This window comes from Lelliottia wanjuensis (assembly GCF_030238365.1).
Taxonomy (GTDB): domain Bacteria; phylum Pseudomonadota; class Gammaproteobacteria; order Enterobacterales; family Enterobacteriaceae; genus Enterobacter; species Enterobacter wanjuensis.
Genome location: NZ_JASSOT010000067.1, coordinates 1 through 15,506 on the forward strand (window position 1 = coordinate 1; position 15,506 = coordinate 15,506).

A 15,506-nucleotide genomic window follows, 5' to 3' on the forward strand; every position below is an offset into this window, starting at 1 on the left:
GTCGGGTCTCAGTCCAGGGCATAGTGAGTCTCCTCTTCTATGCCAGTTATAACTGTTACCCATGTATCCGGTCTAAAGTGTTACCCATGTTTCCGGTTCATACCCTGCGCTTACCCGGCCTACAAAACCAGTAGGCCCGTGCAAGCGCAGCGCCGCCGGGCGAATTTTTACTGGTAGACAAAGGTTGCTGTAATGGTTGTTTTCACTGAGCCTGCGGTAGCATCACCGTTTTCACTGTATACTCGTGCACGCAGCGGAAATGAATACGCGCTGCTAGCGATATTACCCGTAATCGATTTCCCATCACCTAATGCGTCCCCTGCCTGGCTTTGTACCTGCACCGCAACATTTTCCGCCACACCGGTGCTGACATACATATCAGCGGGATTGGTGGCATCTGCGGTACCATGCATCGTCATAGTGACTTTCGTTGTCCCCTGTGGACAAGAATCCACATCCAGCGTGAAATTAACCCAGGGCGAGGCACCACCCGCAGTTTGCAGATCGGATAACTGGATTTCCTGCCCAAGGTCAACGGCTTTATTGACGCTTTCACTACTAATCTGACACGGCGAGGCGATGATATTCCCTGTCACCTGTAAACTTACCGGATCCGATGCATGACATAGTGCACTGAATAACATAAGCATCGCGGCTGATAACATTTTAACTTTCATTATAAATTCCTTTTTTACTGATAGGTTAAGTTCAGCGTTGCAGATGTATTTGCCGTACCCGTGGTCACAGATGTTCTGGTTTGATAATAGCGAGCGGTTAAAGGAAAAGTTTCCTGGCCGCCTGCGGATTTTTTCAAGACAATTCGGTTGTTTAATGTCAGCGGAGAGCCGTTATAAACAATTTGCACGCCCACGCCCTGAGCGACGCCAGCGTCACCTTGCCCTGTTAATGCCAGCACGCTGGTGGTGCCGACATCCGGGTTTTGAGTTCCGGATAAACTGACATTGATATTTGCCTGAGGGTCACAATCCAGACCCAGATTTTGCGTATTTTGAGCGTCCGATGGTGTGGTCCCAACAGTTGAACCAAATTTCGAGGCCAGTACATCCCCTATTGGGAAATTGAGCGTTGGTGTTTTAATTGAACAGGCCACCACATTAATCGTACCCGTCACCATCAGTGGAATATCTTGAGCCCAACTACTCACATAGCTTGTGTTAAAACCGTTGCTCATACCCATAATGACCGCCCCTACCTGTCCGGATATAACTCCGGAGCTAGCGTCATCAATCTTATACACTTTTATTATCGGTGAAATGTAAGATGAAATAGTTTTACTATCGTAAGTTGCTGTAACTACGACACTGTTCCAATCTGATCCATACCACGATGAGGTACCATCGCCAACATAGGTCGTGTAGTTAAAACCGTTCATTGATCCAGCACCACCGATTCCAATACCGATTCCTGGGACATTCGTTCTGTAGACACTGATCCCATCCATGTGCCCGTAGTAACCAAGAATAGATTGCACACCAAGAACTAAAGTCGTACCTGATGACGGGTTTGACACGTAGCAACTATAGGCTGATGCGTTGGGCCCAGTAATGGTTGCCAAAAGTGTGCCCACGGCCGTGTCTCGTTGCACGGTGATCGTATTTAAATTGACTGAAATAGAGCCAGACAGAGGTGAACAGCTATAACTGGCAAACGAATAACCAGGCAAAAGAAACACACCAATAAAGAGTAAGAATACTAGTTTTATATATTTCATCGAAATTTCCATCATTGACACTGCTCGTTCAGCATGGCGACACCTTTGGATTGTTCAGGTAAATGGAAGCTCAGGCTACAATTTTGCTGAGAGGATTCCCCCCACTTAATATTCATCCGACCGCTTTGCTGCAACCCGGATAAATATACTTGTCCGTTATCGCCAATAATAAAGCCATTTGTCTTTTGACCCTCAAGCGTTGCTATTGCACCAAAAGGCACTGGTTGACCATTTGCCTGAGTTATCGTCATCAGCACTCGCATACCCACACTGGCAATATAGTCAGCACGTACCACCGCACCACGTGTCGGAATAACCGCTTTATTGGTCAGATCCAGCTCCACATCATCCGGCAGAGAATCTGTGCGCAGCGCCACATCATTTTTACGGTAAACCGTCAGGTTGCTGACGGTGGTATAACCGCGCCAGTCGGTTTTTGCGCCAGTCTGGTTTTGAATATCAACCCCTTTTGCACCCGGCGCTTTAATTAGCACGTTGGTTTCTCCCAGCGGCTGGCTAAAGGTAATGCCATCTTCATGCGCCAGGATGCCGCCCTGGATACCGTAGTTCACACGATCACTGTTTTTATCGTAACCATAGCCTGCGGTCATCTCGCCGTAGGTGCCTTTATAGTCAGCATTCATGCTGCCGGTATAACCCACGTCGTCGGTGCCATAACCCTGCTGCACGTTCCAGTTAAGCGCATTGTTTTCCATTGCCATACCGCTCACGCCGACCGTGTGCGTAGTGCCATTCTCTTTACTGGCGTTCATGCTGTAGTTGGCCCACGACTGCGGCAGGAATTTCTCCAGCGGAATACTGATATTCACCGCCAACTGCTGGTCTTTATCGTAATAGGTCTGATCGCCATTACCTGTTGCTGAACCATTTTTACTGTAGGTGTAGGTCAGGCCATAGTTCATGCCGCGCCAGGAGTTGCTATACCCCGCACTGTACGACTGCATGGTGCGTTCAGAATTCCAGTAATCTTCGCGTACCGCACTCAGCATAAGTGAGCCCAGATCTTGCCCCAGGGTCTGACTGACCGTCAGTTCCATACGATTACGACGGCGATCAATCACACCACCGTTATTGCTGTAGGAATCCAGTACTTCCTGCATGCCGTAATATCCGCTGGTGGAATAGCGGTAACCTGCAATAGCGAAGTTGGTACCGGTATCAAGAATGTTTTTACTGTAACGCGCGCGCCAGGACTGACCGCTGGTTTTGATCTCATCTTTCGGTGTCGACCAGGCCTGAGTCACATCCACAGAGAATGCACCAAAGTCCCCCAGGTTTTTGCCGATACCGCTCGCCAGAGACTGGTATTTGCTCGATTCCTGCACACCGCCGTAAATCGTTACCCCATACGACAGGCCATAAATTCCGGTCAACTGACCGAACGGCGTTTTATCGACACTGCTGTCATAAGAACGATATTGCCCTCCTGTCAGGGCATACTTAAAACGGCCTTCACGCTGCAGTACCGGAAGCGATGCAAACGCCACCGTAAAATGCTGTTCACTGCCGTCGGCTTCTTTTATCGTTACATCCAGATCGCCCGCGCCACCGGTGGGATACATATCGGTAATTTCAAAGGCACCGGGTGCGACATAGCTCTGATAAATCTGGTAGCCGTTCTGGCGAATAATTACCTGAGCGTTAGTGCGGGCAATTCCACGAACCACTGGCGCATAGCCTTTCAGCGAGTCCGGGAGCATGTCGTCGTCAGACGCTAACTGCGCACCACGAAACGGCATACTGTCAAAAATATCACTCGGTGCATTACTGTCACCGGCGGTGAACTGAGCCTTCAGGGGGATGACATCACGCTGAGCGTAGGTATAGACCGTGTCCCACTTATCCTGACCGTTAGTGTCACGGTTCCAGGTGGTATAATTACGCAGACGCCATGGACCGATATTCACGCCCGGACGCAAGTTCGCATACTGGCTATTATCTGAACCGCCATTATTCCCACGCTGCCAGTTATTTGAGCCGCTGGCACTGTAATTCAGCATTACTGCATTGATGCCCTCATCCCACTGCTCAGGCGGTACATAGCCGCGGGCCTGAGGGACTAACGCTGCCTGAGGCACGCTGATCACAAGGCGCTGGGTCGCGAATTGAAAATCCGCCGAGGCCTTAGGGATAGCCGCCAGATCAACACACTGCCCAGAGGCTGCCAGACTGGGGAAGAGCTCTGTTTTAACTCCCCAGGCTTTAAGCTGTTCCAGGGTCAAGCAAGGCTGTAAAACGGTTTCACCGTTGGTATCTGTCGTCCCTTTGAAATCAACATCGCGCGTGTCCATCAGTTGCTCATCAAGAACAATATCCACATGATAAGTCCCTGGAGCCTGGGAACCAGCTTCAAACGCTGACAGGTCAGTTTTACCGGCACCTGGATTGTCCACTTCAAGCAGCTCGGGATTGAATTCATCGCGGGCATTGACTACATGAGTCATCATGCCCAGCGCAGCCGCAATAAAAAGTGCCAGCCTGGCCGGTTTAAAACTGAACGTTTGTTTCATCATCACCATCAACCTGAAAATCCATTTGAATATTGTTGTTTCATTAACTTAAATCGCATTCTTATGGGGTTTCCCTGGGCCGCCATAATCATTAATCACAGTAAATGTCAGTGCCCCACTGCTCACGCCTTTAGGCAGAGTGAACTGCGCCGTCGCCCCCGGCAGAACATACGACACGTCTTCCAGCTGTTTTCCGCCGACGCTAATTTGGTTGAAATTCATTACATAAGGTGTCGGGTTTGTGACACGAAGCTGGTCACCCGAATGACTCCAGGTTAATTTTTCAGCCAGTTCTTCCGGTGCGATGCCTTTAAGGGCTTCAGGTCGGTAAATCAGCTTGATCCGTGTTTTTACTGCGACCTGTAAACTATTTTCTTTTTTAGGTGCAGACGGAATCGCTTTGATATTTAGCCAGTACAGGCTTTCCTTATCCTGAGGTAATGCACCCGCCATAATAATACGCTCAACGTTTTGCTGATCTTTATCGAGACGATACAGTGGCGGTGTGATAATAAAAGGAGCTTTCTCAACCCCTCCGTTTAGCGTTTCTATCCATGACTGAATAAGATAAGGCGTGGCGTCCGGATTGTTTACGCTAATGGAGGCTTCCTTTTTATTGCCATCATATATTACGCGGGTGCCACCAATGATGACACCAGCATGAGCGACAGAAGCACCAGCAATAATTAAAGCGCTGGCAATAAAAGTTTTGCGAAGAAAATTCATTTTATACCTCAATTAAAATGAGGCCGAAAATCGGCCTCATATTACTTCCCGTCGAGGGAATTAATTGTAAACAACAGAGAAGCTGGCTACAGAGTTAGCAGGACCTGCAGTCACAGTGGCAGCGGTGGATTTGTACTGTGCGTAGAAATCCAGGGTGTTATCCGCAGTGCTGCTCAGTGTGTAGCGATAGCTGTTATCGCTATGCAGTGGCAGCTGATTCTTGTCGGCTGACATCAGGTTAATAGCCACACCTGTTGCCGCACCGGCTACTGAACCGTCGATTGCCAGCAGCGTGGAATCGGTAGGCTCTGGTGTACCATCAAAACGTACATGAGCCGTTGTTACAGCCGCCGGACAATCCTTCAGCACGATGGCGAATTTTTTTGCGGCTGTTACGCTGCCAGCGGCAGTAAACTCAGATTTATTATATGAACCCAGTGCAACAGTCTGATTTTGAGAATCAACGTCAACGGTACATGCTTTATCAAGAATCTCGCCGGTAAAATTCACGGTGCCTGCCGCAGCAAAAGCGTTAGACATAGAAACAGCAGCAGTAGCAACTACCGCAATAGCGATAAAATTCTTTTTCATTACAAATTCCTTGATTGGGATGTGGTTAATAATTGAAGCTCTAAGATCCAGAGATATGTTCCATCAATCATTTCAAACTTCAACAATTAACGAATGTCGACAGCAATGCATAAAATTATATGCATCTACTTATACGCTTAGTCGTTAACTCGGAATGAATTATGCAGAGTGTGTATTTATGTATCAACGCAAAACCGATCCCAATTTAGATTGGGCGAAATCTTATAAATCCCTCATAGCCCATCTCTCCCCAATCCAAATCTGGATCAAATACAGTCAGATTTTATATTGCCAGGATGGTAGATTGATATATGTTGAGTGTTCGCCTATAAAGAGAGATAACACAAGTGCCCCCCAAAGTATGAACGACTGTCGATACCTCCTCTGGCACTCAATTCATAAGGCAGCATATTTCATTTAAGTACAGATAATATAGTGATAAGCGAAGAGGTTATTTAATACGATTTTTGATTAACACAGACAGTTCGGGCATGGAAATTAACCCTCATGTGCATGAATTAATAATTTTAAATTTGACTAAACCTTTTTCACTGTCTACTCTCTAATTAATATTTATTAAAAATAATATTCCATTTATGATTACTTCAACAATGACTCAAGTTGTCCAAATGGCAACCAAGACAGATCCTGAAAACCTACTGGCTCTGATGAATAAGCTTGAGCCTTTTTTGCAATACCGCGACATTCCCATCAATACCCGCTTTACGATTGGCGCAACCCAAAAACCCGTTTGCTATTTTGTGCGCAAAGGAGCGGTCTCCGTGTACAGACAGCCTGACGATATCCTCGTTGAGTTGTTTGATGCGCCAACGCTGCGAGGCGCTATCCCTTTGCCTCCAGGAACTGAGTCCATCTATACCATTAAAGTCATCGTGCCCTCGGAAATTGCTATCATTAATCGTGAAGACTTATTTGAGCTGCTACACCGCCATCGGCTCTGGGAGCTTTTCGCAAGGCACCAGTTGGCCATCAACAGCATCAGCATTGAAAAGATATTTAAACTGACGGCCCCGACTACTTACAATATCGTTCGGTATCAACTCTATGAATTGATTAATATGCCGGAAGAGGTGCGCGATAACATCCTGGCCGAAACCTACATACGCAGCAAAACGCGCATCTCACGAAGCGGTATAATGCGTATTCTTTCTGATTTAAAAGATGGAGGTTACATCGTTATTGTCAAAGGGATACTCAAAGAGGTTCATCACTTACCTGAAAACTACTAGCCCTCAGAATCAATACGTTCAACAAGGATCGTGAAACACGGAGACTGCCCAGGAAGTTTCACAAGCAGCCTCCTTTCATATTCTCAGGCACGCCTGCTAACCTGTCGTTAAATTTTCTATAAATTATTGTATAATGCGCTGCACTTTAACCAGAAAAAGAGTGCGACCATGATTGATACCCGCCTGCCTTTAACCGATATTCACCGTCACCTTGATGGCAACATTCGTGCCCAAACCATTCTCGATCTTGGCCGCCAGTTTAATTTATCTCTCCCCGCGCAAACCATTGAAACCCTGATTCCACATGTTCAGGTGACGGCTAACGAGCCGGATCTGGTCAGCTTCCTCAGCAAACTGGACTGGGGCGTGAAAGTGCTGGCGTCGCTGGATGCCTGCCGTCGCGTGGCGTTTGAGAATATCGAAGATGCGGCGCGCAATGGCCTGCACTACGTCGAGCTGCGTTTTTCTCCGGGCTATATGGCGATGAACCACAACCTGCCTGTTGAAGGCGTGGTGGAAGCGGTCATTGAAGGCGTGCACGAAGGCTGTAAAGCCTTTAACGTTCAGGCGCGTCTGATCGGTATTATGAGCCGCACCTTTGGTGAAGCGGCCTGTCTGCAGGAGCTCGAAGCGCTGCTGGCGCACCGCGACCACATCACCGCCGTCGATCTGGCCGGTGATGAGCTGGGCTTCCCTGGCAGTCTGTTCCTTTCCCACTTCAACCGTGCGCGCGACGCGGGCTGGCATATCACCGTCCATGCGGGCGAAGCGGCGGGTCCGGAAAGCATCTGGCAGGCGATTCGTGAGCTGGGTGCTGAGCGTATCGGTCACGGCGTGAAAGCCGTTGAAGACCGGGCCCTGATGGATTTCCTGGCCGAGCAGCGCATCGGTATCGAATCCTGCCTGACGTCCAATATCCAGACCAGCACGGTCGCGTCTCTGGCGCAGCATCCGCTGAAAACTTTCCTCGAGCACGGCGTGCTGGCAACGCTGAACACCGACGACCCGGCAGTTCAGGGTGTCGATATTGTTCATGAGTATAATGTTGCCGCACCGCAGGCGGGTCTAAGCCGGGAACAGATTCGTCAGGCGCAGATTAACGGGCTGGAAATTGCGTTCTTAAGCGCAGAAGAGAAACAGGCCTTGCGCGATAAAGTTGCAGGGTGATAGCCATTTGCCGGGCGGCACTTCGTTTGCCCGGCCTACAAATGAATATAAAAGGCCGGCAAATTCGCCGTAATGCCAGTCAGTTAAGCAAAATAATGAATTTAAATTCATTATTTTGCCTGTCCCAGGACCTTTATGGCATCAGTGGTATTGTTCCGTTCACTTTCGTTCCTCTGCTTCCGGTCCATCTCTCTGCGGTGAACGTGCCAGGGTGGCTCAATCGCCACCACCCTGGCAACCCCGGCTCCCGGCAAAGAAAATCGCCGCTTCGCGGTGCCCTCAGCTTATTCCTTACGGCTTTCGGGTCGGGCGCGATCCTGCATCCATGCAGGTCGCCCCCTCTCGGCGCATCCCTGCGCCTCGACCCAGCCTCCAGGAAACGCTTCGGCGATTTTCAGCCGGACTCACGATCCCTCAACCTTCTTAGTCGTTTGAATGTGGCACCGGTGTTGGGTCCCCGCAGAAATCGGCGAACCGGAGGCCAGATGACAAGGGCTGGACGCCAGGGATGGCGGCCAGAGGCGAAACGAGACAGGACAAAATTGCCGGGAGCAATTTTGAACAGCGCTTGCGCTGGCCCCGAAGGGGCGAGTCCCATGGATGGGACGAGTAATCACGAGTCGAGCCGACCGCAGGCAGCAGGCCGGAAGGTGAGCGCAGTGCGAAGCACCGATTTCATGGCGGGGCGCGGGGATTGCAAAGGGGGCCGCGTGGCCCCCTTTGCACGTTCACAGGTTGTGACGCGATTATATTCTGCTGAACATAAGGTGAACGGAACAACCTCAGATGCTTAACTGGCCAGCATTACGGCAAATTCGCCGGCCCTTTTTTGCGTTACGCCAGACAGAGCGTCGAGCGGTGTTTCGCGGATTCAATGCCCAGCTCTATCAGTTCCATAATCTGAATCGCCTGACTTGCCGGAACCGGGTTTTCGCCCGTGCCGTTCAGAGCGTCGCGGATCCCCGCGTAGTACGCCGGATAGTTCCCCGGCAGGGTCAGCCAGGTTTCCTGCACCTGCTCTTCCCCTTCAACGCGCGTTAACACGCCGTCGCGCATGTCGTAGCCCCAGTCTTCCTGCGGCAAACGCTCGCCGTTTTTAAGGCGGTCTTCCTGCGGATCCAGGCCAAACTTCACGTAGCTCCCGCGCGTGCCGTGCACGATATAGCGCGCAGATTCTGCGGCCGCCAGCATGGTGCCGTGCAGCACCACGCGACGCTGCGGATAGCTTAAAATGGCGTGGAAGTAGTCCGTCGCCTGTGCGCCCGGGCGCAGCTGCGCGAGATCCACCGTCATGCTCACCGGCAGACCGAACAGGTTCACCGCCTGGTCCAGCAGATGCGGGGCCAGATCGTACCAGATGCCGCTCCCCGGACCGGCCTGCTCGCGCCAGCGGTTACGCACCTGCGGACGGAAGCGGTCAAAATGAGACTCGAAGTACGCCACTTCTCCCAGCGTCCCTTCGTTCATCAGCGCTTTCACCGTCAGGAAATCACTGTCCCAGCGACGGTTATGGAATACAGACAGCAGACGCCCCAGGCTTTTTGCCAGCGCATCCAGTTCGCGCGCCTGAGAGAGCGTCACCGTGAAGGGCTTATCCACCACCACGTGTTTGCCCGCTTCGAGCGCCGCTTTCGCCAGTGGGAAGTGGGTATCGTTCGGCGTGGGGATGACGATTAAATCGATATTCGGATCGTTAAACAGGTGCTTAGGTTCAGACACTACCGGCACCGAGGGCCAGTCAGCGTGAACTTTAGCCTCGTCGCTGCTCGAAACCGCCGCCAGCTCCATTCCAGGCGTACCGGCAATCAGCGGCGCGTGAAACGTTTTGCTCGCGTAACCATAACCAATTAATCCGACGCGGATTTTGTCACTCATGTCGTTGCCTCTCGTCTTGTCTTTCACCCATTCTCACACTATCAACATTGCTGTCACAATAGTTTTGTAATGGATTACAAAACTAAAACCAGCATGACTCACCGGAGGTCTTTGTTACATTTATATAACCTGCTGAATTCATGAAGGGAAACCGTTCCCGAAGGGCTTGCGATAGCCGAAATCACGCTGTAACATTCTCAACCTGTATTTATGGATAAATCACAAACAAAAGATTATGACGTCAATCATTAATAGAATCGTTGAATTAGCGGGATGGGTTGTCCTGGGTGTTTCTGTCATTTTGCTCGGCGTTGCCAGCCATATTGATAACTACCAGCCGCCGGAGCCCGTTGCGGCTTCGCAGGCGAAATAGCTTTTGCTGCCAAAAGAGTGACATATCCTGTCAGTTGCTTGTTGCCAGCCGCAGTCATCAGGGTTAACCTTCTTCTCCGGGCGTCGTTCGACGCCTGAATTTATAAAAGAAAACTCCTAATTTAGCTTTAATCCTTGAGTGGGCAGTTTACGTCCTTATTTATCCGTTTATTATTCGAGCGAATTACCCTACTTGTATGATTTACTTTTAAAATGGAAGCTTATTACCATGACAGTTCAGGACTATTTATTAAAATTTCGCAAAATCAGTTCTCTCGAGAGCCTGGAAAAACTGTTTGATCATTTGAACTACACGCTGACCGATAATCAGGACATCATCAATATGTACCGCGCTGCCGATCACCGCCGCGCAGAGCTGGTTTCCGGCGGTCGTCTGTTCAATATCGGCGAAGTCCCTAAATCAGTTTGGCGCTACGTGCTGTAAGACGGTAGCCATCGGCGCGAAATGTTATATACTCACGCCCCGGTAAATTTGCCGGGTATCATTTCGCGCAGACTGAGGGAGATAACATGACCACATCGCCTGGAGAAAAAATCGGAGGCTGGTTACTCGCCCCGCTCGCCTGGTTACTGGTTGCTTTGTTAAGCGCATCGCTGGCGCTGCTGCTGTACACCACGGCTCTCGTGACGCCGTATGCGTTAAAAAATCTGACCTCCCAAAGCACGCTGAATATTGCCTTGTGGTTTGTCTCATTCGCTTTTGCTATTGCCATGTGGTACTACACCCTGTGGCTGACCATCGCCTTCTTTAAACGCCGTCAGAAAGTGCCTAAGCACTATATTATCTGGCTGCTGATCTCTGTGCTGCTGGCGATTAAGGCGTTTGCCTTTTCCCCGGTGTCAGATTTACTGGCGACCCGCCAGCTTCTGTTCCCGCTGCTGGCCGCTGCGATCTTCGCACCCTATTTCAGGCGCTCTGCCCGCGTGAAAAAGACCTTTGTGAATCCGTAATAACCCTACAGTTATCCTGTTGTCGCCCGTTGTGGTTTATCCGATAATAGGCGGCTTTTTTATTTCAGGCTAAATAATGACCGATTACTTACTGCTCTTTGTCGGAACTGTGCTGGTTAATAACTTCGTGCTGGTGAAGTTCCTTGGCCTGTGCCCGTTCATGGGGGTTTCCAAAAAACTGGAGACCGCGATGGGCATGGGGCTGGCGACCACCTTCGTGATGACGCTGGCCTCTATTTGCGCCTGGTGGATTGATACCTGGATATTGATCCCCCTAGGCCTGACCTATCTGCGCACGCTGGCGTTTATCCTCGTGATTGCCTTTGTGGTGCAATTTACCGAAATGGTGGTGCGTAAAACCAGCCCGGCGCTCTATCGCCTGCTCGGCATCTTCCTGCCGCTGATCACCACTAACTGCGCCGTTCTCGGCGTGGCGCTGCTCAACATCAACCTTGGGCATAATTTCCTGCAATCCGCGCTGTACGGTTTTTCCGCCGCGGTCGGGTTCTCACTGGTCATGGTACTGTTTGCGTCGATTCGCGAACGCATGGCCGCTGCCGATATTCCGGCACCGTTTCGCGGTAACGCCATCGCGCTGGTCACCGCCGGTTTGATGTCTCTGGCCTTTATGGGCTTCAGTGGTCTGGTGAAGTTGTAATGAATGCTATCTGGATTGCCATCGCCTCCATCAGCGTGCTGGGGCTGTTTTTTGGCATTATTCTGGGTTACGCCTCGCGCCGCTTTGCGGTCGAAGGCGATCCTGTCGTGGAAAAAATTGACGATCTCCTGCCGCAAAGCCAGTGTGGCCAGTGCGGCTATCCGGGCTGCCGTCCGTATGCTGAGGCCGTCGGCAACGGTGAAAAAATTAACCGCTGTGCGCCGGGTGGCGAAGCCGTGATGCTGAAAATCGCCGCGCTGCTGAACGTTGATCCGCAGCCGGTGGATGGCGACGAAACGGCGCAAGAGCCGGTGCGCGCCCTGGCGGTGATCGACGAAGCCAACTGTATCGGCTGCACCAAATGCATTCAGGCCTGCCCGGTTGACGCCATTGTCGGTGCGACCCGCGCGATGCACACCGTGATGGCGGATCTGTGCACGGGCTGCAATCTCTGCGTGGCCCCCTGCCCGACGCAATGCATCGAGCTGCGTCCGGTCGAGACGACGACTGACAGCTGGAAGTGGGATCTTCAAACCATTCCAGTTCGTATAATTCCTGTGGAACACCATGCTTAAGTTATTTTCTGCTTTCAGAAAAGAGAAGATTTGGGATTTCGACGGCGGCATTCATCCGCCGGAGATGAAAACCCAGTCCAGCGGCACGCCGCTGCGCCAGATCCCGCTGGCGACCCGTTTCGTCATGCCGCTGAAACAGCATATCGGCGCGGAAGGCGAGCTGTGCGTCAAGGTCGGCGACACCGTCCTGCGCGGCCAACAGCTGACTTTCGGCCGCGGGCGTATGCTCCCGGTCCATGCCCCGACCTCCGGGACAGTGGTGGCGATTGCCCCACACACGGTGCCCCACCCTTCGGCGCTGTCTGAATTAAGCGTCACTATCGAGCCGGATGGCGAAGACCGCTGGATTGAGCGCGACGGCTGGAGCGATTATCGCGCCCAGAGCCGCGAGACGCTAATCGAACGCATCCATCAGTTCGGCGTGGCCGGTCTCGGCGGCGCTGGCTTCCCGACCGGGACCAAACTGCGCGGCGGTGGCGACAAGATCGAGACCCTGATCATCAATGCCGCCGAGTGCGAGCCTTACATCACCGCCGATGACCGGCTGATGCAGGACTGCGCCGCGCAGGTCGTGGAAGGCATTCGCATTCTTGCCCACATTTTGCAGCCGCGCGAAGTGCTGATCGGCATCGAAGATAACAAACCGCAGGCGATCTCCATGCTGCGTGCGGTGCTGGCAGGCAGCCACGATATTGGCCTGCGCGTCATTCCGACCAAATACCCGTCCGGCGGCGCAAAGCAGCTGACGCAAATTTTAACCGGCAAACAGGTTCCGCACGGCGGCCGTTCGTCCGATATCGGCGTGCTGATGCAAAACGTCGGTACGGCTTACGCGGTGAAACGCGCGGTGATCGACGGCGAGCCGTTGACCGAGCGCGTGGTGACTCTGACCGGGGAATCCGTTTCGCAGCCGGGCAACGTCTGGGCGCGTCTGGGTACGCCGGTGCGCCATCTGCTGGAGCAGGCCGGATTCTGTCCGGGCAGCGATCAGATGGTGATCATGGGCGGCCCGCTGATGGGCTTTACCCTCCCCTGGCTCGACGTGCCGGTGGTGAAAATTACCAACTGTCTGCTGGCGCCTTCCGCCAGTGAAATGGGCGAAGAGCAGGAAGAGAAAGGCTGCATTCGCTGCAGCGCCTGCGCCGACGCCTGCCCGGCGGATCTGCTCCCGCAGCAGCTCTACTGGTACAGCAAAGGCCAGTTGCACGACAAAGCCAAAGCCCACAATCTGGCCGACTGCATCGAGTGCGGGGCCTGCGCATGGGTCTGCCCGAGCAGTATTCCGCTGGTGCAATATTTCCGCCAGGAAAAGGCCGAGATTTACGCTATTTCGCTGGAAGACAAACGCGCGGCGGAAGCCAAAGCTCGCTTTGAAGCGCGTCAGGCACGTCTTGAGCGCGAAAAACTGGCGCGCCAGGAGCGTCATAAGCAGGCTGCGGTGCAGCCAGCCGAAAAAGATCAGGATGCGATCAATGCCGCGCTGGCACGCGTTCGCGAGAAGAAAGCCTCTGCTGCCCAGCCGGTGATTATCCCTGCCGGTGAAAAACCGGATAACAGCGAAGCCATCGCCGCCCGCGAAGCGCGTAAAGCGCAGGCCCGCGCGCGTCAGGCGGAGAAAGCGCAGGACGCAGAAATCGACCCGCGCAAAGCGGCTGTGGAAGCGGCGATTGCTCGTGCCAAAGCGCGCAAAGCGACGCAGCAGGAAGAAGCTGTTACGCCGGAAGCTGCCGTCGATCCGCGTAAAGCCGCCGTTGAAGCGGCTATCGCACGCGCTAAAGCCCGTAAAGCGGCCCAGCAGGAAGCGCCAGCCGCGCCGGAAGCTCCCGTCGACCCGCGTAAAGCCGCCGTTGAAGCGGCTATCGCCCGTGCGAAAGCACGTAAAGCGGCCCAGCAGGAAGCCGAACTCGCAGCAAACGACGACCCACGCAAAGCCGCAGTCGCCGCCGCGATTGCGCGCGTTCAGGCTAAGAAAGCCGCACAGCAGGCAGTAAACGAGGATTAAATGGTTTTCAGAATCGCAAGTTCCCCTTACACCCATAACCAGCGCCAGACGTCGCGCATTATGATGCTGGTCTGCCTGGCGGCCCTGCCGGGCATTGCCGTGCAGTTCTGGTTTTTTGGCTGGGGGACACTGTTTCAGATCCTCCTCGGCGGCGGTAGTGCGCTGGCCGCTGAAGCGCTGGTGCTTCGACTGCGCAAAATGCCCGTTACCCGCATCCTCGCCGATAACTCCGCCCTGCTGACGGGCCTGCTGCTGGCGATCAGTATTCCGCCGTTTGCTCCCTGGTGGATGGTGGTGCTGGGTACGGTCTTTGCGGTCATTATCGCCAAACAGCTGTACGGCGGGCTGGGGCATAACCCGTTCAACCCGGCGATGATCGGTTACGTGGTGCTGCTGATCTCCTTCCCGGTCCAGATGACCAGCTGGCTGCCGCCGCATGAGATTGCCGCGACGGTGCCGGGCTTTATGGATGCGTTGCAGGTGATCTTCACCGGGCATACGGCGACGGGTGGCGATATGAACACCCTGCGCATGGGCGTGGACGGGGTAAGCCAGGCGACACCTCTCGACACCTTTAAAACCTCGTTGCATGCCGGTCACAGCCTGGAGCAGATCATGCAGTACCCGATCTACAGCGGCGTGCTGGCGGGCGCTGGCTGGCAGTGGGTGAATATCGCCTATCTTCTGGGCGGCGTATTCCTGCTGTGGAAGAAAGCGATTCGCTGGCACATTCCGGTCAGCTTCCTGGTGACGCTGGCGATCTGTGCCACGCTCGGCTGGGCGTTCTCGTCCGAGCCGCTGCCAAGCCCACAGATGCACCTGCTCTCAGGGGCTACCATGCTCGGCGCGTTCTTTATTTTGACCGACCCGGTCACCGCCTCCACCACCAACCGTGGACGCCTGATTTTTGGTGCGCTGGCGGGTCTGCTGGTGTGGTTGATTCGTAGTTTTGGCGGTTATCCAGACGGTGTGGCCTTTGCCGTTCTGCTCGCCAATATTACGGTGCCTCTGATTGACTACTACACGCGTCCTCGCGTGTATGGCCACCGCTAAGG

Annotated in this window: 15 protein-coding genes; 9 read left to right on the forward strand and 6 right to left on the reverse strand. The window is 53.0% G+C overall.

Going from position 1 to position 15,506, the window contains the following annotated elements; all coding sequences use genetic code 11:
* Window positions 1–167 precede the first annotated feature (167 nt).
* From QQF33_RS19845 to QQF33_RS19865, 5 genes are read right to left on the reverse strand one after another with little or no spacing between them, the layout of a single operon-like run.
* Window positions 168–677 (reverse strand): fimbrial protein, encoded by a 510-nt coding sequence (locus tag QQF33_RS19845; protein WP_285144652.1) that lies wholly within the window; start codon window positions 675–677, stop codon window positions 168–170.
* Window positions 678–691: 14 nt separating this feature from the next.
* Entirely contained in the window at window positions 692–1,747 is a 1,056-nt protein-coding gene (locus QQF33_RS19850; protein WP_285144653.1) for a fimbrial protein, read from the reverse strand.
* Window positions 1,744–4,272, reverse strand: coding sequence for a fimbria/pilus outer membrane usher protein (locus QQF33_RS19855; protein ID WP_390888434.1), 2,529 nt, complete (start codon window positions 4,270–4,272; stop codon window positions 1,744–1,746). The genes QQF33_RS19850 and QQF33_RS19855 overlap by 4 nt, the downstream gene beginning before the upstream one ends.
* Before the next feature lie 39 nt (window positions 4,273–4,311).
* The gene (locus QQF33_RS19860; RefSeq protein ID WP_285144655.1) at window positions 4,312–4,989 is read right to left on the reverse strand and encodes a fimbrial biogenesis chaperone; all 678 of its coding nucleotides are present in this window, start codon (window positions 4,987–4,989) and stop codon (window positions 4,312–4,314) included.
* A gap of 60 nt (window positions 4,990–5,049) precedes the next feature.
* Entirely contained in the window at window positions 5,050–5,580 is a 531-nt protein-coding gene (locus tag QQF33_RS19865) for a fimbrial protein (protein WP_285144656.1), read from the reverse strand.
* Window positions 5,581–6,209: 629 nt separating this feature from the next.
* Here QQF33_RS19865 and QQF33_RS19870 point away from each other — a divergent pair.
* Window positions 6,210–6,830 carry a helix-turn-helix domain-containing protein gene (locus tag QQF33_RS19870; RefSeq protein ID WP_285144657.1) on the forward strand — a complete coding sequence of 207 codons (621 nt, stop codon included), beginning with the start codon at window positions 6,210–6,212 and terminating at the stop codon, window positions 6,828–6,830.
* A gap of 168 nt (window positions 6,831–6,998) precedes the next feature.
* Complete coding sequence (gene add / locus QQF33_RS19875) at window positions 6,999–7,997, forward strand: adenosine deaminase (RefSeq protein ID WP_285150236.1); 999 nt, start codon at window positions 6,999–7,001, stop codon at window positions 7,995–7,997.
* 834 nt (window positions 7,998–8,831) lie between these two features.
* Here the strand turns inward: add and QQF33_RS19880 are convergent.
* Complete coding sequence (locus QQF33_RS19880; RefSeq protein ID WP_282493261.1) at window positions 8,832–9,872, reverse strand: oxidoreductase; 1,041 nt, start codon at window positions 9,870–9,872, stop codon at window positions 8,832–8,834.
* A 247-nt stretch (window positions 9,873–10,119) separates the two neighbouring features.
* On the opposite strand from QQF33_RS19880, the gene blr reads away from it, so the two are divergent.
* The 7 genes from blr (at window position 10,120) to rsxD (ending at window position 15,504) form a co-directional block, all read left to right on the forward strand.
* Window positions 10,120–10,245, forward strand: a complete 126-nt coding sequence (blr, locus tag QQF33_RS19885) for a division septum protein Blr (RefSeq protein WP_174348432.1) — start codon at window positions 10,120–10,122, stop codon at window positions 10,243–10,245.
* 228 nt (window positions 10,246–10,473) lie between these two features.
* Window positions 10,474–10,689, forward strand: coding sequence for a transcription modulator YdgT (gene ydgT / locus QQF33_RS19890; RefSeq protein WP_064325909.1), 216 nt, complete (start codon window positions 10,474–10,476; stop codon window positions 10,687–10,689).
* Between the two features lie 86 nt (window positions 10,690–10,775).
* Window positions 10,776–11,216, forward strand: coding sequence for a DUF2569 domain-containing protein (locus QQF33_RS19895; protein WP_282493262.1), 441 nt, complete (start codon window positions 10,776–10,778; stop codon window positions 11,214–11,216).
* 76 nt (window positions 11,217–11,292) lie between these two features.
* Complete coding sequence (gene rsxA, locus QQF33_RS19900; protein WP_095281828.1) at window positions 11,293–11,874, forward strand: electron transport complex subunit RsxA; 582 nt, start codon at window positions 11,293–11,295, stop codon at window positions 11,872–11,874.
* Window positions 11,874–12,449 (forward strand): electron transport complex subunit RsxB, encoded by a 576-nt coding sequence (rsxB, locus tag QQF33_RS19905; protein WP_282493263.1) that lies wholly within the window; start codon window positions 11,874–11,876, stop codon window positions 12,447–12,449. The genes rsxA and rsxB overlap by 1 nt, the downstream gene beginning before the upstream one ends.
* Window positions 12,442–14,451, forward strand: a complete 2,010-nt coding sequence (rsxC, locus tag QQF33_RS19910) for an electron transport complex subunit RsxC (protein ID WP_285158466.1) — start codon at window positions 12,442–12,444, stop codon at window positions 14,449–14,451. Before rsxB ends, rsxC begins: the two co-directional genes overlap by 8 nt.
* Entirely contained in the window at window positions 14,452–15,504 is a 1,053-nt protein-coding gene (gene rsxD, locus QQF33_RS19915; RefSeq protein WP_285144663.1) for an electron transport complex subunit RsxD, read from the forward strand.
* Window positions 15,505–15,506: the final 2 nt, after the last annotated feature.